Genomic DNA, 21,875 nt, shown 5'->3' with positions numbered 1-21,875 from the left:
GGGTCGTAGCGAGTTTGTGGCTGCAAGCTCAAGAGGAGTGCCTCTGGCTCCTGGTGCGAAGTTTCCGCTTGTTGCTGTTTTTGAAAAAAACTTCAAGCCTGCTATTGACTTAGCTTCGTTACCTGCGTAAATTTCGCGGCCTCAGCGAAGCAAAGGGTGATTAGCTCAGCCGGGAGAGCGTCTGCCTTACAAGCAGAATGTCGGCGGTTCGATCCCGTCATCACCCACCATTCCCTGAGTCTCTTTCGCAAGAAAGAGGGAAGCTTCCAAGGAAGCCTCCAACCGACGCGCAGCGGTAGTTCAGTCGGTTAGAATACCGGCCTGTCACGCCGGGGGTCGCGGGTTCGAGTCCCGTCCGCTGCGCCATATTTTCCAAGTCAGGTTCGCCTGGCTTGAGATTGAAGAAGCCTCGAAGCTCTTCGATCAGTTGATTTAAACGGTTCACATGGACGCAAGTCCAAGCGATACGCAGCGGTAGTTCAGTCGGTTAGAATACCGGCCTGTCACGCCGGGGGTCGCGGGTTCGAGTCCCGTCCGCTGCGCCATATCAGCCTCAAGGAACACTGAACGCCTTGGAGCAACGAAACAAGCCAACAGCTTGCTTCGCATCGATAGCAAAGACCCTGGTCGCAAGACCGGGGTTTTTTGTTTTCGGGATTCGTTCTTTGGCAGCGTCTTTTACTTGCTGCTGAGCGAACACAAAAAAACCGCCTTCTCGGCGGTTTTTTTGTGCTTGTAAGGAGGTCCGGCTTTCAGAAACCGAGCTTGTCCCGAAGGCTGTAGTACCAAGCGCCCAGGGCGGTGAATGGCGTGCGCAGCAACTGGCCGCCGGGGAAGGGGTAGTGGGGCAGGTCGGCAAAGGCGTCAAAGCGCTCAGCCTGGCCGCGAAGGGCCTCTGCCAGGACCTTCCCGGCCAGGTGGGTGTAGGTCACGCCGTGGCCGCTGCAGCCCTGGGAGTAGTAGATATTGTCCCCCAGGCGCCCAACCTGGGGCAGGCGCGACAGCGTCAGCAGGAAGTTGCCGGTCCAGGCGTAATCGATCTTCACGTTCTGCAGTTGCGGGAAGGCCTTGAGCATCTTCGGCCGGATGATGGCCTCGATGTTCGCCGGGTCGCGGGCGCCATACACCACGCCACCACCGAAAATCAGGCGCTTGTCGCCGGAGAGGCGGTAGTAGTCCAGCAGGTAGTTGCAGTCTTCGACGCAGTAATCCTGGGGCAGCAGGCTGGCTGCCAGCTCATCGCTCAGGGGTTCGGTGGTGATGACCTGGGTGCCGCACGGCATGGACTTGGCTGCCAGCTCCGGAACCAGATTGCCCAGGTAGGCATTGCCGGCAACGATGATGAATTTGGCGCGGACTTTTCCTTGGGGGGTGTGAACCACCGGATTGGCGCCGCGCTCGATGCGGATTGCCGGGGATTGTTCATACAGGGTGCCGCCCAGTGACTCCACGGCAGCCGCTTCACCCAGTGCCAGGTTCAGTGGATGGATGTGGCCGCCGCTCATGTCGAGCATGCCGCCTTTGTATTGATCACAGGCCACGATTTCGCGGATACGCCGCTCATCCAGTAACTCCAGCTGGGTGTGGCCGTAGCGCTCCCACAGGCGCTTCTGCGACTCCAGATGGCCCATCTGCTTGCTGGTCAGCGCTGCGAATACACCGCCGTCCTTCAGATCGCACTGGATCTGGTATTTGGCCACCCGTTCACGAATGATCCGGCCACCCTCGAAGGCCATCTGCCCCAGCAGTTGTGCCTGCTTGGGGTCGACGCTGCGTTCGATCACGTCGATATCGCGGCTGTAGCTGTTGACGATCTGCCCGCCATTGCGCCCTGAGGCGCCAAAGCCGACCTTGGCGGCCTCCAGTACGGTCACACGAAAGCCGTTTTCCAGAAGGAACAGGGCGCTGGACAGGCCGGTATAACCCGCACCGATCACGCAGACATCGGTTTCAATCTCGCCCTGGAGCATCGGACGTTCCGGAGCCGCATTGGCCGATGCCGCGTAATAGGACTGTGGGTAGGGAATGTTCGCCATCCTGCGACCTCATGTGTTTAATATATTTTACGAGTGCGCCGATGCTACCTGAGTTGCAAATGAGCTGCCAGACAGAAGAAAAAACTTCTTCATCCCGCGAAAATTAAAAAATTCGCATATTCATAGGCTTAGCTGCAAAAAAGGTGTTGACACCCCTTTGGAATTCCGTAGAATGCCGCCTCACAGCAGGCACGTAGCTCAGTTGGTTAGAGCACCACCTTGACATGGTGGGGGTCGTTGGTTCGAGTCCAATCGCGCCTACCAAACAAAATCCGCTCTGCTGGGCGGTCTAGAAGGGGTTCACCGAAAGGTGAGCCCCTTTTTTGTTTCTGGCCATTTTGATGGCTTTGCACGATTTGCCCAGAAGCCCACTGATATCGCAGCTCGTTGCGAGCTTGGCCAGTGATCAGTCGGGGCGAATGTGCTTCTGCCAATATTCAAACAGCGCCTCGACATTGGCACTGGTCATCAGTGGCATCACTGCTTTCAACTGCTCGCTGCTCCAGTTCCACCACTGCATTTCCGCAAGCATCTCGATACGCCGATCATCGAAGCGCTTGCGAATCATCTTGGCGGGGTTGCCGCCGATGATTGCGTAGGGCTCCACGTCCCGTGTCACCAGGGCTCGAGTGCCTATCACGGCGCCATCGCCGATCCTGACGCCTGGCATGACAATGGCTTCGGAACCGATCCACACGTCATTGCCGATCACCGTGTCGCCAGCAGCTTGATACCCATTCTGTGCGCCCTTGAAGGCCGGCTCCTCGGGCATCCAGTAGAAGGGAAAGGTGCTGATCCACTCGCTTCTATGCCCTTGATTGCCGGCCATGATGAATGCGGCTCCCGAGCCGATTGAGCAGAAGGAGCCGATTATCAGCTTGTCCGCGCCTTCCTCGTAGGGCAGGTAGCGCGCGCACTCATCGAAACTATGGCCGTGGTAGTAGCCTGAGTAGTAGCTGAAACGACCTACCCGAATATTCGGGTGGGTGACTTGCCGATCAAGTGTGATGCCCCTGAAGGGGCTTTCGAAGGAGTTGTTCATCGGGACTCTGCTCCATGTCTTCAGCGTCCTCTGCAGTTACCGCATCGGTCACCGGTTCAAGATCTTTTACGTATTGCCCTCTGTAGCCACGACCTGGTTCCGGGAGCCGTCGTGACGATCGGCTTCCCGTACCAGGGCGGGTCAGTCCAGAGGGGTGAAGGCGCTGCCACTGAAGGTGCGCACGGCATTGCCTCGTTCAACCCGGTGATGGGCGTCACGACGCTGCAAGCGCAGTTCCTGTACGGATTGCTCTTGCCGATCGGCAAGCCGTTGCTGGATCAGCAGACGAGCCAGGCGCTTGTTATCGTGCTGGCTGCGTTCGGACTGCACCTTGACGCTGATGCCGGTCGCCACATGGGTGGCGCGTACCGCGGAGTCGGTCTTGTTCACGTGCTGCCCGCCGGGGCCGGAAGCGCGCATGGCCTCGAAACGGATCTCGCCGCCCTCGGCTTCTTCCGGGGCGCTGAACGGTTGGCCGGCGAAATACCAGTTCTTGCGTCGATGTGCGGGCCGCAGAGGGCTTTTGCAGATCCACAGCAGGGTGCCTGTCCAACGTCGAGCCAGGTTTGCGGCGTGCTCGCCATCCAGGCTGACCAGCACCGAGCGATGGGCGTCGCGGGTCTGGCTGGCAATCTTCTCGATGATGCCGAGGCGTACGTTCTGCGCTTCGGCTTCGTGATGCAGGCGGCGTAGTGCGTGGGTTACTGCCAATTCGCATTCGGCAGGCCCTTGGGCGGAGGACAGCTGTAGCAACATCATCAGCAGCACCCCCGGCGTTTGTAGGTCAGTACCGGTTTGAGCCGGGCGATGATCTTCACCAGGCCGGCGTCGCGCAGGCTGCTCACCACGCTGTCGATGCTCTTGTAGGCTTCGGGAGCCTCTTCGTACATCAGGCCGCGGTCCTCGCAGATCACTCGGCTACCCAGCTGGGTGCGCTTGAGTTGATCGAAGCTGAAGCGCGTTGCCAGCCGGCCCTTGCAGTCGCTGCGCAGCCACTTGCGCCCGGCGCCGTGCGCCAGGGAGTAGAGGCTGAACGATTGGGGGAGCGGTTGCACCAGGTAACTGTAGTCGCCACGGGAGCCGGGAATCACCACCGGCCCCTGGTCCGAGGGTGTGGCGCCCTTGCGATGCAGCCAGCCCGATACACCGTCGACCTGCGCCGCAGACACCAGGTTGTGATTGATATCCAGCAGCGGCTGGCCCTTGGCCCGCAGATTGTGCAGCAGGCGTTCGGCGATCAGTCGTCGATTGGCCTCGGCAAAGCGCAAAGCCTGGTCGTGCTGCTCCAGGTACTGGGCGCCGGCGGTGCTGGTCATCAACAGGCCGTTGTGGCCGTGTTGGTCGACGTGGCTACGCAAAATGGCTTCTCCCAGGCCTCGGGAGCCGCTGTGCACCAGCAGCAGCAAGGCTTTCGGGTCCAGTGCCAGCGCTTGCAGGGCGTCGGCGTCATGGACCTGATCGAGTTGTTGCAGTTCGGCGAAGTGGTTGCCGCCGCCGATGGTACCCAGGGAGTGCTCATGACCGCTGACGGGCAATGCCAATTGCGCGCGTTGTTCATCCCACTGTTCATCGAGGGGCAGGTCGATATTGCCTATTTTCTTTTCCAGCTTGTCGAGGTTGAGGCGAATGCTGGAGAGGTCGGTTTGCCACAGCGCCATGCCGCAGCCGATGTCGTTGCCCACCAGCGCCGGGTAGGCCACTTCGGTGGAAAAAAATGCCGCGCCCACCGGATAACCACGGCCTGGATGCAGGTCGGGCATGCCGACGACCTGGCGCATGCCGGGCAGTTGTGCGGTGGTGTGCAGTTGCTGGAGCGCTTTGTCTTCGATCCAGGTGGTGTCGGAGGCGATCAGAGAGACGCCGTTCGACAAATGACGGATGCAAGTGTCCATGTCCAATTCCTGATTGGAAAAAATATTCAGGTAGTGGCAGGACGAAGCGGGGGTTAAGCGAAGGCGCTAGCGGGTAGCGGTTGCAGCGTTTAAACCAGGCACGTCCTGCAAGGGGTGATCAGCTGTTGCATGGTGGATCTCCTTGGCAAAAGTGTGGAAAGGGCGCGCAGGTTAATCTTTTACCTGGGGGCTGGCAATGGTGTGGGCAAGCAAAGTGCACCTTTTGCGGCCGCTACGGTCGTAAAACCATCACCTTGTTGAATGAGGATGGTTATGCAGACCTTTGGTGAGCGCTTGAAAGAACAGCGCAAGGCGTTGGGGCTCTCCCAGCAGGAATTCGGTGCCATTGGCGGCGTTGAAGCCAATGCCCAGGGGCGTTACGAGAGCGGTGAGCGGGTGCCCAAATCGGATTACCTGATGGCCATCGGGCGCCACGGCGTAGACCTGCTTTATGTGTTGACCGGCGAACGCTCGCGCGTGTCCGAGGGCAGCCTGAGCCTGGATGAAAGCACCATTATTCAGAACTACCGCCACCTCGGAGATGAGGACCAGGAGGCGATCGCCCAGCTCGCGTCCTCCCTGGCGGAGTGCTGAGTGGGCGCGAGGGAGTTTTTCTGCTGTTCGCGCGCCTTTTTAACGCGGCCTGAGCGATACTCTCGCGTTTTCAGGACGAGGAGGCAGCATGCGGGTTTTGATGGCGGTAATGGTGGCGGCGCTATTGGCTGGCTGTGCGAGCTCTACCATGGATGAAGCTCGGGCCCGAACGCCCAACAAAACCCTGGCCTCGGCCAAGGCCGATCAACTGGTGGCGCAATGTGTGCAGTTCGCCTGGCAGGACGAGTCGGTCTTTGGTGTCGATGCCGCTGCTTATCTGCAACCGGGCAAGGCTGGGGGGTATACCGTGTATACCCGTTCCGCCGAGACCTTTGTCGATATCAAGACTGAGGCCGCGGCGACCACCGTCCACTTTTATGCGGTTGCAGACAGCTATGTCTCGAAGCGCCGCCTGGCGGCGCTGGCGACCTGCCTGTAACGCAGCGGATCATTACTGGCGTTGGCATTTGACGCTAGCAGGTACAAACCCGGCATTGGCCGGGTTTTGTCATTTCTGGGGAAGGGTTTCCAGCTGGTCAGGCCAGCTGTTATTGGCAATCTGTGGAGACACCCAATAAGCCTGTAGCAAAGCGTGTAATACATTGCCTCTTCAAACTGTCAGTTGAAATAAGGAAGTCCAGGGATTAAGGGGGCTGGGGCGGACTTTTGTAAATTGTCCTGAATGGTTAGTTTTTGTGGTGATGAAAAAAGCAGGGAAAAGTGCGCTAAGTTGAGGGTGCTCAATAAGGAGCTGTAGTTAATTAATCAATGGAGTGAAAGATATGAATAAGCCACAGGCTCAACTAAAACATGGTCGTGTTGTTTCCCCGTCCAGCCGCGGTGCGGTAGCGGTGGAGCTGGGGCTGCTGGGAACCTGGCAGGTCAACGAGATGGAAGGCGGGAAAAACTTTCCGGCCCTTGCCGCCGGTCCTTTCCCAAAGCCTTACGATAGCGATGTGGCCAGTGTTGCACCACCCGCCGACGGTCATATTCTCAGTGGCGGCAAGGTTGATGAACGCGATTGCATCAACTTTACCAACGAGGAAATGTCGAAAAAGATCAACCGGCCTTTCACCTGGCCGCTGGTGAACGTGAACCCGGGCCAGGTATTCCAGGTGCAGTGGGAATACACCGCCCCTCACGTTACCCGGGGCTATAACTGGTTCATTACCAAGGACGGCTGGGACCCGAAACAGCGCATCAGTCGCGCCCAGCTGGAGCCCCAGGCTTTTTATCAGGACTTCTACACCGAAGTGCCATTCGACAAGTTTGGTTCGGTATTGAAAGCCAAGACTCATCATGAAGTTGTGCTGCCCAAAAATAAAAAGGGCCACCATGTTGTAGTGCTGGTGTGGATTGTTGCCAATACCGGCAACGGCTTTTATCAGGCTTTCGATCTGGACTTTAAATAAGTTGCAGGTAGTTAACATTTTCTGACAGTTCTGAAGGATTAGAACGTGGATAAGATCGATTTTGCATTAATCAAGACTCAGGCCGCAGATGCTGCTTCCCTGATGCCGAGCATTGCCGGCAAGAAGGTGCTCATGGGCTTCTGGCACAACTGGGCCGCCGGTCACAGCGATGGCTACCAGCAGGGGCAATTCGCCAACCTGGATCTGGTGGACGTGCCCAAGGAATACAACGTGGTTGCAGTGGCCTTCATGAAGGGCAACGGTATTCCCACCTTCAAGCCCTACAACCTTTCGGACGCCGAGTTCCGGCGCCAGGTGGGCGTGCTCAACAGCCAGGGCCGGGCGGTGTTGATCTCCCTGGGCGGCGCCGATGCCCATATCGAATTGCACAAGGGCAACGAGCAGCCCCTGGCCAACGAAATCATCCGTCTGGTGGAAACCTACGGCTTCGATGGCCTGGATATCGACCTGGAGCAGAGCGCCATCGACTTTGCCGACAACAAGAGCGTGCTGCCTGCCGCCTTGAAGCTGGTGAAGGATCATTACGCCGGCCAGGGCAAGCACTTCATCATCAGCATGGCGCCGGAATTTCCCTACCTGACCAGCAATGGCAAGTACGTGGCCTACCTGCAGGCCCTGGAAGGCTATTACGACTTTGTTGCGCCGCAGTTCTATAACCAGGGTGGCGACGGACTCTGGGTGCAGGAGGCCAATGGCGGGCAGGGCGCCTGGATCGCCCAGAACAATGACGCGATGAAAGAGGATTTCCTCTACTACCTGAGCGAAAGCCTGGCCTCCGGTACCCGCGGTTTCACCCGTATTGCCGCGGACAAGCTGGTGATAGGCCTGCCAAGCAACGTCGATGCTGCGGCCACCGGCTATGTGATCGACCCGTCGGCGGTGAGCAATGCGTTCAAGCGCTTGCAGGGCGCCGGTCATGCCATCAAGGGGTTGATGACCTGGTCCGTGAACTGGGATGCCGGCGTCAGTCGGCAAGGCGTGCCCTACAACTGGGAGTTTCGTCATCGCTATGCGCCGCTGATCCATGGCGATGGCGGTGAGCCGGAGCGCCCAGGTGCTCCTGGAAACCTGATGGTACTGGGCACCAGTCGCAGCAGCGTCAGCCTGAGCTGGGGCGTTTCCGGCAGTGTGCGGCCGGTGGAGTTCTACACCTTGTACCGCGACGGCAATGCGGTCGCTCGCACTCCCTCTCCGGGCTTCGAGGATCAGGGGCTCAGTGCGGACACCCAATACAGCTATTTTGTGACCGCCACCGACACTCAGGGCCAGGAGTCGCTCCCCAGCCGCAGTGTGAGTGCCAGGACCGCGGGCGGTGCGGTCGATCCGAGCTTTCCCGAGTGGCGCACCAGCCAGCACTACCTCAGGGAGGATGGAGTGACTTACGAAGGCAATCGTTACCTGTGCCTCCAGGAGCACACCTCCAACCCGGGCTGGACGCCGCCCGTAGCGTTCACCCTGTGGAGCAAGGTGCTGCAGGAGCGTCATGGCTGAGTGGTGACGGCCATTGATGAAGTCGAGTGGCCAGGCGGTTCTCGCGGAAGTTGTCGATCCGTGCGAGCCGCCTTTTTCACTTCCGCTGGCCGGCAACAGCCCGGGTTATGAGCTATTACTGAGCTGCCCGGGTGTGTCGATCAATCAAGCGGAGATGAGCTCGATGTTGCAGCAATGGTTGCTGGCGGCCTTGCATTTGCTGGCGTTTGCCAGTGCCTTTGCCGGGGTACTGGCGCGCGCTTGGGCATTGCGGCGCCTGAGCGACGGCGCTGCGGCGCCCGGGCAGGTGTTGCGGGCCGACACTGTCTGGGGGCTGATGGCCGCGGTGTTGTTGATCACCGGGTTGTTGCGGGCGTTTGGCGGTTACGGCAAGGGTACGGAGTATTACCTGCACCAGCCGCTGTTCCATCTGAAGATGACGCTGTTGGTGATCATCCTGTTGCTGGAGGTCCTGCCGATGCTGACCTTGATCCGCTGGCGTATGGCCCTGGGGCGAGGGGTGGCGCCACAGATCGGGCGGGCCCTGCTGTTCGCCCGTATCAGCGATGCGCAAGCCCTGCTCATGGTGTTGATGGTCATCGCCGCCAGCGGCATGGCGCGTGGGGTGACCTGGGCTCCGTTGTAATCATTGGTAAGCGGGGCTGCACTGCGTGGCTGCTTGAGAGTAGATTCGCGGCTCTATCAATGCGCAATGGAAGCCTTCGATGTTTCAAATGAATGACCTGGTGCCGGAGATGCTGGTCACCGACCTGCAGCGCAGCCTGGCCTTCTACTGCGATCTTCTGGGCTTCAAGGTGGAGTATCAGCGGCCGGAACACTTCTTTGCCTTCCTCTCCCTCAATGGTGCCCAACTGATGCTGGAGCAGGATGACCAGCAGGAATCGGAGTGGCGCGTGGGGCCCTTGCAGGCTCCATTTGGCCGCGGCATGAACCTGTCCATCGAGTGCCCGGATATTCGCCAGTTGGCAGCCGCCCTGGCGCGGGCGGGCATTGCCTTGCGTCGAGAGATTCAGGAGTGCTGGTACCGTCACGACGAATTACTGCACGGCGAGTTGAACCTGCTGGTACTCGACCCGGATGGCTACCTGCTGCGCTTTACCCAGGACCTGGGCTTCAAGCCTGTGGAACCGGCAGTGGGCGCCTGACCGCCGCACCGGTGCGCCGCCTGCAATGCAGCGGCGGCGTGTGTCGGTAATCAACGGTCGGGCTCGCTATCGCGAAAGGGCGATAATCAGTGGTTGGCGACAGTCTGATGGGCGGGATCTGCTGTGGCTGCAACCGGGCGAGGGTGTGCAGGCCGTCTGCGGGGAAAAGCTCAAGGCAAACAAGACAGGCGCTGCGCCAGCCGTTGTGCGCGGGCAAAAGGCTGGTGCTCATGCTGTTCAAGGGGTTTCGCGTTTGTCCGGAGCGGTCAGGCCTGCCTGAATGCGTTGATAGATTTCTTCACGGTGTACCGCGACGTCTTTTGGCGCGTTGATACCAATGCGCACTTGCTGGCCGCTGACGCCGAGAATGGTGATCGTAATGTCGTCACCGATGTTTATGCTTTCACCGACTTTGCGGGTGAGTATCAGCATGATCTTCTCCTTGATAGCTTTGTAGGGCACCAGATTCAAACAGTGCAGAGGTCGGTCTTAGGTATAGATTAGTGCGAAGTTCCACTGAGTGGGTGCCTCTTTCTGACGCGCAGAAGATCTATTAATTCCCAAGGCGCAACTATACATAGGCAATTAATATCATTCTTCCTGTTTCGGTCCGATTTTGCGACGAGGTCTCTCGGGCCATGAGTGCTAAAATCGCCGCCTCAGACTTTCTAGGGGTTAGGTTGTGCGCACAGTAGCGATGATGATGGCGGTATTGGCGTTGGCCGGTTGTGGAGAAGGCAAGCGGGTCGAAGCGAACAAGAGCACGGCGGTGGCAGCACAGGCCCAGCCGGCCTCGACCGGGCCGCAATGGGATGTGCTGGTGGGCAGCCCGCTACCCCTGGCGGTGAGTGACCTGACCGGCTGGCTGATTGAGCACGGGGTGATTTCCAATGTGGTGACCGTGGACGGCAAGCGTCTGGTCGTGGTCGGTCCGTTTGCTTCCCAGGCCGAGGCCGAGGCGAAGAAGAATGAAGTGACCGAAAAGCTGGTCAAGGCCAAGAAGCGTGACATCGAAGTCACGGTTATCGAGCATCAAGCCGCGCAGTAAGCCCGTTTCCATAGGCTCAATGATCGCCCGCCATCCGCGGGCGATCTGCATTCAGCCACAAGCCTTGAGATTGACTGCGCCGACGAATTCATTGCCGCGCCCCATCACGCAAGCCACGCTCTGATTGCGCTGGCGCTCCCAGGGCTGGACTGGATAGGTCTTGTTCCAGGCTTCGAAGAGCTGCCGATCCTGCTTGGAAAGGCGCAGGCCGTACTGCTTGCTCATGTAGAAGTAGGTGCGGGCGATCATGCCGCGAATCGAGGGGCGGGGCATGACCTTCTTGGCCTTGAAGTCGACCTGGGTCAGGCATGAGCCGTACTGGCCCGATTGCTCCGGCAGCCAGCCGAAACTGAAGTTGCTGCGATCACCATTCACTTCGCCAATGCTCGGTACCAGGTTGTGCAGGTCGGCTTCGGCGCGCTGATAGACCGCATCGGTGCGGGTGCAGTTCTTGCGTCCGCCTTGCTGCCAGCACTGACGCTGATGGCCGATCTGCCAGGCCGGCACTATGTGTTCCCACTCAATGCGTTCGGCGCGCTTGGCGTTCTTGCGCGGCACATAGCCGCAGGCCGCCAGGTTCACTCGATTGCCGGTGTACTTGCAGCCGCAATAGAACTCGGTGGATTGGGGGGCGTAGAGCTTCCAGGCGACTTTCTTGGCTTCGCTGAAGGTGCGGGGCGCATCGGCTTGGGCGGTACAGGCGAGAAACAGCAACAGCAGGGTAAAACAACGGGCACTCATCGACTCAATCTTCCTTCGGCACGACCCAGAAAATCTGCACACCGCCATCGTCGCGGTAGGCGAGGGTGACGTTGTCGTTTTCGGCGATCTCCTCCAGCAGGCGTTCCCACTCATCCTGTGGCTCATCGGCGAGGCGGAAGATCAGCGCGGCCTTGGCCTTTTGTGCGGTGGGAGAGTTGATGATTTTCTGGATGCGCACACCCAGGCGTTCGTAGGAGCTGAGGGGCGTTTGGGTCGTGGCCACGGAACATTCCTTATTAAGCTGTACGTGCATACAGTATTTAACTGTAAGGCATTTCGCAACTGCTTAAAATTCAAGAAGTTCCTCTGACCACGCTTTATGCATTTGTCTCACGAGGAGAGCAGATTTTTTTGCAGGGGGGAGAGGAGGGGAACCACCCGCCCGGGCGGGCGAGTGGTTGCAAGCAGGCTCGGCCGGGGCCGGTCGAGCAGGAGGGCTGTCAGTATTCCCAGAACATGCGTTGCAGTTCCTTGCTGTCCTGGGTCTTGGTCAGGGCGACCATGGCCAGGATGCGGGCTTTCTGCGGGTTCAGGTCATGAGCCACAACCCAGTCGTACTTGTCGTCAGGTTGTTCGGCGTTGCGCAGTACGAAACCGCCGGCATTGACGTGGGAAGAACGAATGATCTGTACGCCATTCTTGCGCAGTTCCTGCAGGGCAGGGACCACACGGGAAGACACCGAGCCATTGCCGGTACCGGCGTGGATGATGGCTTTGGCGCCACCTTGGGCCAGGGCCTTGTAGGCGGTATCGCTGACGTTGCCGTAGCCGTAGGCGATTTCTACGTCAGGCAGGCTCTTGATGTTCTTGATGTCGAATTCCGAATCCATGGTGTGGCGCTTGGCTGGCAGACGGAACCAGTAGGATTTGCCTTCCACCACCATGCCCAGCGGGCCCCATGGGCTCTTGAAGGCTTCGGTCTTGATGTTGATCATCTTGCTCACATCGCGGCCGGACTGGATTTCGTCGTTCATGGTCACCAGTACGCCTTTGCCGCGGGCATTCTTGCTGCCAGCCACGGCCACGGCGTTGTACAGGTTGAGCATGCCGTCAGCCGACATGGCGGTACCCGGGCGCATGGAGCCGACCACAACGATGGGCTTGTCGGTCTTTTCCACCAGGTTGAGGAAGTAGGCGGTTTCTTCCAGGGTGTCGGTGCCGTGAGTGATGACGATGCCATCGACGTCCTTGCTGTCGGCCAGTTCGGCAACGCGGCGGCCCAGTTGCAGCAGGTTTTCGTTGGTGATGCTTTCCGAGGCGATCTGCATGACTTGCTCGCCACGCACGTTGGCCAGTTGGCTCAACTCGGGGATGCCGGCGATCAGTTGTTCGATACCGACCTTGGCCGCCTGGTAGGTGGCGCTGTTGGCCGCGCTGGCGCCGGCGCCGGCAATGGTGCCGCCAGTGGCGAGAACCACGACGTTGGACAGTTTCTGTTGGGTTTCAGCTTCTTTGGCTTGCAGGGCTGCAGGTAGAAGCAGGAGGAGGGCCAAAGCGCCCGGGGCGAAGGATTTGAAGGCAGATTTCATTATTTTCTCTCTAGTAGTGAGACGGTGCTGATGCAGGTTCATCTAGAAACACCTCGGCGGCAGATCTGTATGCGCCGGGGCAGCGAGGGTGGAGCAGGATCTGTACCAGCGCTACCTTGGCGGGATAACTATTTTAAGTTACTGATTTATATCAATTTTATTTCTATTTTTATGGGTGGGAAGTCATGCGGTGTCCGGGTTTCCGAACGTTTTCACGGCGGCGCGTTCGGCAATCCGAAAATGCTTGTCCCAAGTTCTGGGATGACTTTTCGCTCATCCATTAAAGATTGTTCTGCAGCGGTCGATGATCCTTTTAGGATTTTTCACCAGGAGTTCCCATGTCACTGTCAGTAGGATTTCCAGGGGCAGGAGCCATTCTGATCAATGGTAAGTCGCCCGCGACCATCGATGCATTGAGTAATGCCGCCGCCGAACAGGCGTCTACGGCGTTGGGTACCGACGAGTCGGGTACCCTCAGGGTCGGTTCCAGCCAGCAGGCCGAAAAGTCTGAGCGCGAAGGCTCGGACGAAGGTAACCAGAGCATAGTGGTAAAGATGTTGCTCAAGCGCATGCAGGAACTGCAGCAGCAGCTCAGGGAGCAGCAACAGCAATTGGCCGCCGCCCAGGCCGCCAACTATCCAACCCCTGAGGCCAAACAGACCACGGTCATGGCCATTCAAGGGCAGATCGCGGACACCAACGGTGCCTTGGCAGAAGTCTCGGGCAACCTGGTGCGCGAACTGGCCAAGGACGCGTCCTCTGGCAGCCTGGTGAATACCACCGCTTGAATCACTCGCCTGTCCGGGAGCATTTTCTGGACAGGTTTTTCTTTTGGCAGTCGGTTTCGGATCGCTGCTTACCCTCCTTTTTCTTGACTTGAACAGCGTTGACAAACGCTGGCGAGGTTCGCATAGTTCGTTTTACGCAAACGTTTGCGCGGCCTTCGGACAAGGATAATCGTCTATCTTTCCAAGGTTCGCCGCTGGCCAGTGGCGCTGCCAACCTGGCGGCTCCGTCTGACGAACGCTGCTCACAATAATCATAAGATCGGAGTGAACCCATGAAGCTGCCCTTTGCTGGACGTCTCCTCGCTGTCGCCGTTCTCGCCGCTGCATCCGCGGCCCTTCCTCTCTCCTCGGCTCAAGCCGATACCCCGCAGAAACCCAAGGTCGCCCTGGTCATGAAATCCTTGGCCAACGAGTTCTTCCTGACGATGGAAGATGGTGCCAAGGCCTATCAGAAAGAGCATTCCGCCGATTTCGACCTGGTGTCCAACGGCATCAAGGACGAAACCGATACCGCCAACCAGATCCGCATCGTCGAGCAGATGATCGTCTCCAAGGTCAACGCCCTGGTGATTGCCCCGGCCGACTCCAAGGCCATGGTTCCGGTGATCAAGAAGGCCGTGGATGCCGGGATCACGGTGATCAACATCGACAACCAGCTCGACCCCGGCGTGCTGAAGAGCAAGAACATCAGTGTGCCTTTCGTTGGCCCGGACAACCGCAAGGGCGCGCGTCTGGTGGGTGAGTACCTGGCCAAGCAACTCAAGGCCGGTGACGAAGTGGGAATCATCGAAGGGGTTTCCACCACCACCAACGCGCAGCAGCGCACCGCCGGCTTCAAGGATGCAATGGAAGCTGCGCAGATCAAGGTGGTGTCGCTGCAGTCGGGCGACTGGGAAATCGACGCCGGCAACCGTGTGGCCTCGGCCATGCTCAGCGAATACCCGAACCTCAAGGCATTGCTGGCCGGTAACGACAGCATGGCGGTAGGCGCGGTTTCGGCGGTCCGGGCTGCCGGCAAGGCAGGCAAGGTGCAGGTCGTGGGCTACGACAACATCAACGCCATCAAGCCGATGCTCAAGGATGGCCGGGTGCTGGCCACTGCCGATCAGTTCGCTGCCAAGCAGGCGGTGTTCGGTATCGAGACCGCGCTGAAGATCCTCAAGGGCGAGAAAGTCGACAGCGGCACCAATGGCGTGATCGAAACGCCGGTTGAGCTGGTCACTCAGTAGTCATTGCGGCGGTACAACGGCGCTCGCCCGGTTGGGCGGGCGCGTGGAGAGTTTCCTATGTCAGTTTCTCCTGCCAACGCTGTCCTATCGGTCAGCGGTATCGGCAAGACTTATGCGCAACCGGTATTGACCGGTATCGACCTGACGCTGTTGCGCGGTGAAGTGCTGGCGCTCACCGGCGAGAACGGCGCCGGCAAGAGCACCCTGTCGAAGATCATCGGTGGCCTGGTCAGCCCCACCACAGGGCACATGCAGTTCAATGGTCAGGATTATCGTCCGGGCAGTCGCGCCCAGGCCGAGGATCTGGGCATTCGCATGGTGATGCAGGAGCTCAACCTGCTCCCGACCCTGTCGGTGGCCGAGAACCTGTTCCTCGACAACCTGCCCAGCAATGGTGGCTGGATCAGCCGCCGGCAATTGCGCAAGGCGGCGATCGAGGCCATGGCCCAGGTCGGCCTGGACGCCATCGACCCCGACACCCTGGTGGGCGAGCTGGGCATCGGCCACCAGCAGATGGTGGAGATCGCCCGTAACCTGATCGGCGACTGCCATGTGCTGATTCTCGATGAGCCCACCGCCATGCTCACGTCCCGCGAGGTAGAAATGCTCTTCGAGCAGATCACCCGCCTGCAGGCCCGCGGGGTGTCGATCATCTATATCTCCCATCGCCTGGAAGAGCTGGCCCGGGTTGCCCAGCGCATCGCGGTATTGCGTGACGGCTGTCTGGTCTGTGTCGAGCCGATGGCCAACTACAACAGCGAGCAACTGGTGAACCTGATGGTGGGCCGCGAGCTGGGCGAGCACATCGACCTGGGCGAGCGCCGGATCGGTGCGCCGGCCTTGACGGTGAGCAACCTCAGCCGCTCGGACAAAGTCCGCGATGTGTCCTTCGAGGTCCGCAGCGGCGAGATTTTCGGGATTTCCGGGTTGATCGGGGCAGGGCGCACCGAGCTGCTGCGCCTGATCTTCGGTGCCGATGTCGCGGACAGCGGCACCATCGCCCTGGGCACTCCGGCGCGCCCGGTGAGCATCCGCTCGCCGGTTGATGCGGTGGCCAACGGCATCGCCCTGATTACCGAGGACCGCAAGGGTGAAGGTCTGCTGTTGACCCAGTCCATCAGCGCCAATATCGCCCTGGGCAACATGCCGGCGATTTCCAGCAGCGGCCTGGTCGATGGCCAGCACGAGGAGCAATTGGCGCGGCGGCAGATCGATGCCATGCGCATCCGCAGTTCCAGCCCAGCGCAACTGGTCAGCGAGCTGTCCGGTGGCAACCAGCAGAAGGTGGTGATCGGCCGCTGGTTGGAACGCGACTGTTCGGTGCTGTTGTTCGATGAGCCGACCCGAGGCATCGATGTGGGCGCCAAGTTCGATATCTACGGCCTGTTGGGGGAGTTGACCCGCCAGGGCAAGGCCCTTGTGGTGGTGTCCAGCGACCTGCGCGAGCTGATGCTGATCTGCGATCGCATCGGCGTGCTCTCGGCCGGGCGGCTGATCGATACCTTCGAGCGCGACAGCTGGACCCAGGATGAACTGCTTGCCGCAGCATTTGCCGGCTATCAAAAACGAGATGCGCTGATCGATGAAGCGGCGCCTAGGAATGCATCATGAAAACTGCAGCAAGCGGCAAGCGAGGCGGCCACTACTACGGCCTCGGCACTTACCTGGGGTTGGCGGGGGCGCTGCTGGGGATGATCGTGCTGTTCTCTCTGCTCAGCAGCCATTTTCTGTCCTATGACACCTTCAGTACCCTGGCCAACCAGATTCCCGACCTGATGGTGCTGGCGGTGGGCATGACCTTCGTCCTGATCATCGGTGGCATCGACCTGTCCGTGGGCTCGGTGTTGGCCCTGGCGGCGTCGACCGTCAGCGTGGCGATTCTCGGCTGGGGCTGGAGCGTGGTGCCCGCGGCGTTGCTGGGCATGGCTTGCGCGGCGCTGGCGGGAACCGTGACCGGTTCGATCACCGTGGCCTGGCGCATTCCTTCGTTCATCGTGTCTCTGGGTGTACTGGAAATGGCCCGCGGCGTGGCCTACCAGATGACGGGCTCACGCACCGCCTACATCGGTGACGCCTTCGCCTGGTTGTCGAATCCGATTGCCTTCGGCATTTCGCCGTCGTTTATCATTGCCCTGCTGATTATTTTCCTGGCCCAGGCGGTGCTGACCCGCACCGTGTTCGGCCGCTACCTGATCGGCATCGGTACCAACGAAGAGGCGGTGCGTCTGGCGGGGATCAACCCCAAACCCTACAAGATCCTGGTCTTCAGCCTGATGGGGTTGCTGGCAGGTATCGCTGCACTGTTTCAGATTTCTCGCCTGGAAGCGGCAGACCCGAACGCGGGCTCCGGTCTGGAGTTGCAAGTCATCGCTGCGGTGGTGATCGGCGGCACCAGCCTGATGGGCGGGCGCGGTTCGGTGATCAGTACCTTCTTCGGCGTCTTGATTATTTCCGTGCTGGCTGCGGGCCTGGCGCAAATCGGCGCATCCGAACCGACCAAGCGCATCATCACTGGTGCGGTCATCGTGATTGCCGTGGTGTTGGACACTTATCGCAGCCAGCGCGCCAATCGGCGGGTTTGATTCATGGCAACAATCAAGGATGTGGCGGCGCTGGCGGGGATTTCCTACACCACGGTGTCTCATGTGCTGAACAAGACGCGGCCAGTCAGTGAGGAAGTTCGGGTCAAGGTCGAGGCCGCTATCGCGAGCCTGGACTACGTGCCCAGCGCGGTGGCGCGTTCGCTGAAGGCCAAGACCACGGCCACCATCGGCTTGCTGGTACCCAACAGCCTCAACCCGTACTTCGCCGAGTTGGCTCGGGGGATCGAGGATTATTGCGAACGCAACGGCTACTGCGTGATCCTCTGCAACTCCGACGACAACCCGCAGAAGCAGCGCAACTACCTGCGGGTGTTACTGGAAAAACGTATCGACGGGTTGATTGTCACCTCGGCCGGTGGCGATAGCGGCCTGGCCCAGGGGCTGGCCGGCGTGCGCACGCCGATGGTGATTGTCGACCGTGGGCTGGAAGGGGTGAACGCGGACCTGGTGCGTATCGACCACCAGCACGGTGCCTACTTGGCCACCCGACACCTGCTGGAGCTGGGGCATCGGGATATTGCCTGCATCGGCGGCCCGGGCAATACCAGCGTGGCGCAGATGCGCCTGGCAGGATTCCAGCAGGCGCTGCGTGAGGCCGGTGTCGAGGCGCCTGCCGAGCGCATCCTGGAAAGTGATTTCAGTAGCACTGGTGGTTATCGCGCAGCGGCGCAGTTGCTCGATGGCGGACAGCCGCCCAGCGCGATTTTCGCAGGCAACGACATGATGGGCATCGGGGTGCTGCGCGCGGCAGCGGAGCGCAATATCTGCGTGCCCAGCGAGCTTTCAGTGATCGGCTTCGACGACATCCTCATGAGCCGCTACGTCTACCCGGCGCTGACCACGGTCGGCCAGTCGATCCTGCAACTGGGGGAAACCGCGGCAGAGTTGCTGCTGCGGCGGATCGCCTGCCGTGAGCTGCCGGTCGACCAGCGCATCGTCACGCCGAATATCGTCTTGCGGGAGTCGACGGCGCCGCTCGGTGGCGCCTTCGCCGAATACCGCTGAACCCAACTGATTGAGTACCGATGTATGTCAGCAAAAGTAGTGGTAGTGGGTAGCCTCAACATGGACCTGGTGACTCGGGCCGAGCGCCTGCCCCGAGGGGGTGAGACGCTGATTGGCAAATCCTTCGCCACCGTATCCGGTGGCAAGGGCGCCAATCAGGCGGTAGCTGCGGCCAGGCTGGGGGCGCAGGTGTCGATGGTCGGCTGTGTCGGCGACGATGCCTATGGTGAGCAACTGCGAGGAGCCTTGCTGGCCGAGCAGATCGATTGCCAGGCGGTGAGTGTGGTCGAAGGCTCCAGTGGGGTGGCGCTGATCGTGGTGGATGACAGCAGCCAGAATGCGATTGTCATCGTCGCTGGCGGCAATGGCCAGCTCACTCCCGAGAAGGTCGCCGGGTTCGATGGGGTGCTGCAGGATGGGCAAGTCATCATCTGCCAGCTTGAGGTGCCGCTGGCGACCGTGGGCTACACCCTCAAGCGCGGGCGTGAACTGGGCAAGACGGTGATCCTCAATCCGGCGCCGGCCAGTGGCCCGCTGCCAGCGCAGTGGTATGGCGCGATCGACTACCTGATTCCCAATGAGAGCGAGGCTTCAGCCCTGAGCGGGGTAGCGGTGGACTCCTTGGAGAGCGCTGAAGTGGCTGCCAGCCGCTTGATCGCCGCCGGTGCTGGCAAGGTGATCATCACCCTCGGTGCACAAGGCTCGCTGTTTGCCGATGGCCAGCGTTTCGAGCATTTCCCGGTGCCCAGGGTCAAGGCCATCGATACCACGGCGGCGGGGGATACCTTTGTCGGTGGTTTTGCCGCGGCCCTGGCTGCCGGCAAGAGCGAAGCCGAGGCCATCCGCTTTGGCCAGATGGCTGCGGCGCTGTCGGTGACGCGCGCCGGTGCGCAACCTTCCATTCCCACGCTGTCCGACGTTCAGGCGTTTATCCCTTCATGAAAAAGACACCTTTGCTCAACATTGCCCTGTCACGCTTGATCGCGTCCCTGGGCCACGGCGACATCGTGGTGATCGGCGATGCTGGCTTGCCGGTGCCCCCGGGCGTGGAATTGGTCGACCTGGCGCTGACCCACGGCGTTCCCGACTTTCTCACTACCTTGAAGGTGTTGCTCAGCGAGATGCAGGTGGAGCGTCATGTGCTGGCCGAAGAAATTCTGCTCAATCAGCCCACGCCGCTGGCGGCGCTTGAAGCCATGACTGCCTCTGGTGAGCTGGGGCAGCGGCAGCTCATGAGCCACGAGGATTTCAAGGTGCTCAGCCGCCAGGCTCGTGCGGTGATCCGTACCGGGGAGTGCCAGCCGTATTGCAATATCGCCCTGATTGCCGGGGTGACCTTCTAGGCCGCTGTCGGGTCTTTTTCCATCTTGCACAAGGAGTGCGCCATGCGCCGCTATGCTCAGCTGTTTCACCACTGGTTCCGGAGTCTGCTGCTCTTGTCTCTGCTCACTGCTACCGGCGCTCAGGCGGCGGAAAAAATCGATCTGATCATCGACACCGATCCAGGGGCCGACGATGTGGTAGCCCTGCTGTTCGCCCTGGCTTCCCCCGAGGAGCTGCAGATCCGCGCCCTGACCACGGTGGCGGGCAACGTGCGGTTGGACAAGACCTCGCGCAATGCGCGTCTGGCCCGTGAGTGGGCGGGGCGCGAGGAGGTGCCGGTATATGCCGGAGCGCCCAAGCCGCTGCTGCGTACCCCCATCTATGCCGAGAATATCCATGGCAAGGAAGGTATTTCCGGGGTGACGGTGCACGAGCCCAAGGCGCCTCTGGCCAAGGGCAATGCGATCAACTACCTGATCGATACGTTGCGGGCGGCCAAGCCCCACAGCATCACCATCGCCATGCTCGGCCCGCAGACCAACCTGGCGCTGGCGCTGATCCAGGCACCGGACATCACTCAGGGCATCAAGGAAGTGGTGGTCATGGGCGGCGCGCACTTCAACGGTGGCAACATCACGCCGGTGGCCGAGTTCAACCTGTTCGCCGACCCCCAGGCGGCCGAGGTGGTGCTCAAGAGCGGCGTCAAGCTGACCTATCTGCCGCTGGATGTGACCCACAAGGTGCTGACCAGCGATGCGCGGCTGCAGAAGATCGCGGCGTTGAACAACAACGCCAGCAAGGTGGTAGGGGACATCCTCAACGAGTACGTCAAGGGCGACATGGAGCACTACGGTATTCCCGGGGGCCCGGTGCATGACGCTACAGTGATTGCCTACCTGCTCAAGCCCGAGCTGTTCACCGGCCGTCAAGCCAATATGGTCATCGATAGCCGCGAGGGGCCGACCTTCGGCCAGACCATCGTCGATTGGTACGACGGCCTGAAGCAGGAAAAGAACGTGTTCTGGGTTGAGAATGGCGACGCCCAGGGCTTCTTCGACTTGCTCACCGAGCGCCTGGCGCGTCTCAAGTAAACCTTGCCCCCCCCCCCCCCCGCAGGTACCTGCCTGCGGGGTTCTATTCCCGTTCCGGGTCCTGTACGCCCAGGTGGTCGGTCGGGTATTTCTCGAAGACTTGTTCAATGAAGGCTCGGGCGGACTGGGTGCCCAGTTCCTTGACCAGCAGGTCTATGCCAATGATCGCCAGCTCTTCCGGGCTCCCCGGGCTGTAGGAGCATTGGCCCTGGGGCCATCTGGCTTTGATGTCGGCGTCGATACTCACGGTGGCCATGAAAGTCTCACGATTTCGGATAAGGCGGGCGCCAGGGCAGGGCTCTGGGCGGGTATTTGCTGCGTCGCAGAGTTAACCATGTTGCCGGGCGTTTGGCACTCCGACTTAGGCATCAGGCGAGTGCTGTGCGACACTGCGGCTTTTCCTGTGCTCAAGGAAGCCTCCGTGCAAATCGATTTGAACCAGCCTGATGCCCTGACCCTGGAGGCGGTGCGCCAGCTGTTGGCGTCCGCCAGCGACAACGTGCATACCCAATTGCGCGTGAGCAAAACCGGAATGGCCTATATCTCTTCGGGGGTGGTGGGCGGTGCCGAGATAGAAGGTTTGCTGTTTCGCCTGGAAACCTGGGCGGCCGGCTCCGGGTATGTCGGCAAGGTGGCTGCCGCCGACGAGGTCTGGGTGATGCAGATCTTCAATGCGCTCAAGCAGAACTGGCCCAAGCCGGCGTTCGACTACATCGACATCTATTGAGCGTCGTTCATATCCGGTGACGATTGTCCCGTGAAAGAGTGGCACGGGCTGAGGCAGACTTGCCCGCCGTTCACCCGATACGGCAAATGGCCATTTGTTTTGAAACCAAAAGCCAAATCGGCTGTCGCACGATCTCT

At 60.3% G+C, this 21,875-nt stretch carries 25 protein-coding genes and 4 tRNA genes; 20 read left to right on the top strand and 9 right to left on the bottom strand.

Annotation, left to right across the window (positions count from 1 at the left end):
• Nucleotides 1-154: 154 nt before the first annotated feature.
• The 3 genes from KCG88_RS24590 to KCG88_RS24580 all read left to right on the top strand — a co-directional run bounded on the left by KCG88_RS24590 (nucleotide 155) and on the right by KCG88_RS24580 (nucleotide 545).
• A tRNA-Val gene (locus KCG88_RS24590) sits at nucleotides 155-230 on the top strand.
• Nucleotides 231-289: 59 nt separating this feature from the next.
• Nucleotides 290-366: transfer RNA gene (locus KCG88_RS24585), tRNA-Asp, on the top strand.
• A 102-nt stretch (nucleotides 367-468) separates the two neighbouring features.
• A tRNA-Asp gene (locus KCG88_RS24580) sits at nucleotides 469-545 on the top strand.
• A gap of 207 nt (nucleotides 546-752) precedes the next feature.
• On the opposite strand, the gene KCG88_RS24575 is transcribed toward KCG88_RS24580, so the two are convergent.
• Entirely contained in the window at nucleotides 753-2,036 is a 1,284-nt protein-coding gene (locus tag KCG88_RS24575; protein ID WP_210713325.1) for an FAD-binding oxidoreductase, read from the bottom strand.
• A 187-nt stretch (nucleotides 2,037-2,223) separates the two neighbouring features.
• On the opposite strand from KCG88_RS24575, the gene KCG88_RS24570 reads away from it, so the two are divergent.
• Nucleotides 2,224-2,300 (top strand) — tRNA-Val (locus KCG88_RS24570).
• Between the two features lie 142 nt (nucleotides 2,301-2,442).
• On the opposite strand, the gene catB is transcribed toward KCG88_RS24570, so the two are convergent.
• From catB to KCG88_RS24555, 3 genes are all read right to left on the bottom strand, one after another.
• Complete coding sequence (gene catB / locus KCG88_RS24565) at nucleotides 2,443-3,078, bottom strand: type B chloramphenicol O-acetyltransferase (protein ID WP_210713324.1); 636 nt, start codon at nucleotides 3,076-3,078, stop codon at nucleotides 2,443-2,445.
• A gap of 141 nt (nucleotides 3,079-3,219) precedes the next feature.
• Nucleotides 3,220-3,837, bottom strand: coding sequence for a peptide chain release factor H (gene prfH / locus KCG88_RS24560; protein ID WP_210713323.1), 618 nt, complete (start codon nucleotides 3,835-3,837; stop codon nucleotides 3,220-3,222).
• On the bottom strand, nucleotides 3,837-4,970 hold the full coding sequence (locus tag KCG88_RS24555; protein WP_210713322.1) for an RNA ligase RtcB family protein: 1,134 nt from the start codon (nucleotides 4,968-4,970) through the stop codon (nucleotides 3,837-3,839). Before KCG88_RS24555 ends, prfH begins: the two co-directional genes overlap by 1 nt.
• Before the next feature lie 273 nt (nucleotides 4,971-5,243).
• On the opposite strand from KCG88_RS24555, the gene KCG88_RS24550 reads away from it, so the two are divergent.
• From KCG88_RS24550 to KCG88_RS24525, 6 genes are all read left to right on the top strand, one after another.
• On the top strand, nucleotides 5,244-5,564 hold the full coding sequence (locus tag KCG88_RS24550) for a helix-turn-helix transcriptional regulator (RefSeq protein WP_047285081.1): 321 nt from the start codon (nucleotides 5,244-5,246) through the stop codon (nucleotides 5,562-5,564).
• A gap of 88 nt (nucleotides 5,565-5,652) precedes the next feature.
• Nucleotides 5,653-6,003 carry a hypothetical protein gene (locus tag KCG88_RS24545; RefSeq protein WP_210713321.1) on the top strand — a complete coding sequence of 117 codons (351 nt, stop codon included), beginning with the start codon at nucleotides 5,653-5,655 and terminating at the stop codon, nucleotides 6,001-6,003.
• Nucleotides 6,004-6,346: 343 nt separating this feature from the next.
• Nucleotides 6,347-6,976, top strand: a complete 630-nt coding sequence (locus KCG88_RS24540; protein WP_047285086.1) for a lytic polysaccharide monooxygenase auxiliary activity family 9 protein — start codon at nucleotides 6,347-6,349, stop codon at nucleotides 6,974-6,976.
• 45 nt (nucleotides 6,977-7,021) lie between these two features.
• Nucleotides 7,022-8,488 carry a glycosyl hydrolase family 18 protein gene (locus tag KCG88_RS24535; protein ID WP_047336220.1) on the top strand — a complete coding sequence of 489 codons (1,467 nt, stop codon included), beginning with the start codon at nucleotides 7,022-7,024 and terminating at the stop codon, nucleotides 8,486-8,488.
• A 163-nt stretch (nucleotides 8,489-8,651) separates the two neighbouring features.
• Complete coding sequence (locus KCG88_RS24530) at nucleotides 8,652-9,113, top strand: DUF2214 family protein (protein WP_210713386.1); 462 nt, start codon at nucleotides 8,652-8,654, stop codon at nucleotides 9,111-9,113.
• A gap of 79 nt (nucleotides 9,114-9,192) precedes the next feature.
• On the top strand, nucleotides 9,193-9,633 hold the full coding sequence (locus KCG88_RS24525; RefSeq protein ID WP_047285090.1) for a VOC family protein: 441 nt from the start codon (nucleotides 9,193-9,195) through the stop codon (nucleotides 9,631-9,633).
• 237 nt (nucleotides 9,634-9,870) lie between these two features.
• On the opposite strand, the gene csrA is transcribed toward KCG88_RS24525, so the two are convergent.
• Entirely contained in the window at nucleotides 9,871-10,065 is a 195-nt protein-coding gene (csrA, locus tag KCG88_RS24520) for a carbon storage regulator CsrA (RefSeq protein WP_007920550.1), read from the bottom strand.
• A 265-nt stretch (nucleotides 10,066-10,330) separates the two neighbouring features.
• On the opposite strand from csrA, the gene KCG88_RS24515 reads away from it, so the two are divergent.
• A complete protein-coding gene (locus KCG88_RS24515; RefSeq protein ID WP_047336221.1) occupies nucleotides 10,331-10,681 on the top strand; it encodes a hypothetical protein in 351 nt (116 codons plus the stop codon).
• A gap of 51 nt (nucleotides 10,682-10,732) precedes the next feature.
• On the opposite strand, the gene KCG88_RS24510 is transcribed toward KCG88_RS24515, so the two are convergent.
• The 3 genes from KCG88_RS24510 to KCG88_RS24500 all read right to left on the bottom strand — a co-directional run bounded on the left by KCG88_RS24510 (nucleotide 10,733) and on the right by KCG88_RS24500 (nucleotide 12,972).
• Nucleotides 10,733-11,422 (bottom strand): endonuclease I family protein, encoded by a 690-nt coding sequence (locus tag KCG88_RS24510; protein ID WP_047285093.1) that lies wholly within the window; start codon nucleotides 11,420-11,422, stop codon nucleotides 10,733-10,735.
• Nucleotides 11,423-11,426: 4 nt separating this feature from the next.
• On the bottom strand, nucleotides 11,427-11,696 hold the full coding sequence (locus KCG88_RS24505) for a DUF1654 domain-containing protein (RefSeq protein ID WP_015634917.1): 270 nt from the start codon (nucleotides 11,694-11,696) through the stop codon (nucleotides 11,427-11,429).
• Nucleotides 11,697-11,883: 187 nt separating this feature from the next.
• A complete protein-coding gene (locus KCG88_RS24500; protein ID WP_011060404.1) occupies nucleotides 11,884-12,972 on the bottom strand; it encodes an asparaginase in 1,089 nt (362 codons plus the stop codon).
• Nucleotides 12,973-13,310: 338 nt separating this feature from the next.
• Between KCG88_RS24500 and KCG88_RS24495 the strand changes: the two genes are divergently transcribed.
• The 8 genes from KCG88_RS24495 (at nucleotide 13,311) to KCG88_RS24460 (ending at nucleotide 21,011) form a co-directional block, all read left to right on the top strand.
• Nucleotides 13,311-13,760 carry a hypothetical protein gene (locus KCG88_RS24495; protein ID WP_047285095.1) on the top strand — a complete coding sequence of 150 codons (450 nt, stop codon included), beginning with the start codon at nucleotides 13,311-13,313 and terminating at the stop codon, nucleotides 13,758-13,760.
• A 272-nt stretch (nucleotides 13,761-14,032) separates the two neighbouring features.
• Nucleotides 14,033-14,989 (top strand): sugar ABC transporter substrate-binding protein, encoded by a 957-nt coding sequence (locus tag KCG88_RS24490; protein ID WP_047336223.1) that lies wholly within the window; start codon nucleotides 14,033-14,035, stop codon nucleotides 14,987-14,989.
• Between the two features lie 57 nt (nucleotides 14,990-15,046).
• Nucleotides 15,047-16,600: a sugar ABC transporter ATP-binding protein gene (locus KCG88_RS24485; protein ID WP_210713320.1), complete on the top strand. Its 1,554-nt coding sequence runs from the start codon at nucleotides 15,047-15,049 to the stop codon at nucleotides 16,598-16,600.
• The gene (locus KCG88_RS24480; protein ID WP_011060408.1) at nucleotides 16,597-17,571 is read left to right on the top strand and encodes an ABC transporter permease; all 975 of its coding nucleotides are present in this window, start codon (nucleotides 16,597-16,599) and stop codon (nucleotides 17,569-17,571) included. Before KCG88_RS24485 ends, KCG88_RS24480 begins: the two co-directional genes overlap by 4 nt.
• Before the next feature lie 3 nt (nucleotides 17,572-17,574).
• Complete coding sequence (locus tag KCG88_RS24475; protein ID WP_210713319.1) at nucleotides 17,575-18,597, top strand: LacI family DNA-binding transcriptional regulator; 1,023 nt, start codon at nucleotides 17,575-17,577, stop codon at nucleotides 18,595-18,597.
• A 24-nt stretch (nucleotides 18,598-18,621) separates the two neighbouring features.
• Nucleotides 18,622-19,539: a ribokinase gene (rbsK, locus tag KCG88_RS24470; RefSeq protein WP_047285102.1), complete on the top strand. Its 918-nt coding sequence runs from the start codon at nucleotides 18,622-18,624 to the stop codon at nucleotides 19,537-19,539.
• Nucleotides 19,536-19,940 (top strand): D-ribose pyranase, encoded by a 405-nt coding sequence (gene rbsD, locus KCG88_RS24465; RefSeq protein ID WP_047336225.1) that lies wholly within the window; start codon nucleotides 19,536-19,538, stop codon nucleotides 19,938-19,940. The genes rbsK and rbsD overlap by 4 nt, the downstream gene beginning before the upstream one ends.
• 42 nt (nucleotides 19,941-19,982) lie before the next feature.
• Nucleotides 19,983-21,011, top strand: a complete 1,029-nt coding sequence (locus KCG88_RS24460; RefSeq protein ID WP_011060412.1) for a nucleoside hydrolase — start codon at nucleotides 19,983-19,985, stop codon at nucleotides 21,009-21,011.
• A 43-nt stretch (nucleotides 21,012-21,054) separates the two neighbouring features.
• On the opposite strand, the gene KCG88_RS24455 is transcribed toward KCG88_RS24460, so the two are convergent.
• Nucleotides 21,055-21,267: a hypothetical protein gene (locus KCG88_RS24455; RefSeq protein WP_047285107.1), complete on the bottom strand. Its 213-nt coding sequence runs from the start codon at nucleotides 21,265-21,267 to the stop codon at nucleotides 21,055-21,057.
• A gap of 165 nt (nucleotides 21,268-21,432) precedes the next feature.
• Here KCG88_RS24455 and KCG88_RS24450 point away from each other — a divergent pair, with 165 nt between their 5' ends.
• Nucleotides 21,433-21,738, top strand: coding sequence for a hypothetical protein (locus tag KCG88_RS24450; protein ID WP_047285109.1), 306 nt, complete (start codon nucleotides 21,433-21,435; stop codon nucleotides 21,736-21,738).
• Nucleotides 21,739-21,875 lie beyond the last annotated feature (137 nt).

Origin of the sequence: Pseudomonas sp. MWU349, assembly GCF_017947325.1 — a bacterium.
In the GTDB taxonomy this organism is placed as follows: domain Bacteria; phylum Pseudomonadota; class Gammaproteobacteria; order Pseudomonadales; family Pseudomonadaceae; genus Aquipseudomonas; species Aquipseudomonas protegens.
Note: the sequence above shows the minus strand (reverse complement) of the source record. Positions and strands in the feature narration are given on the sequence as shown.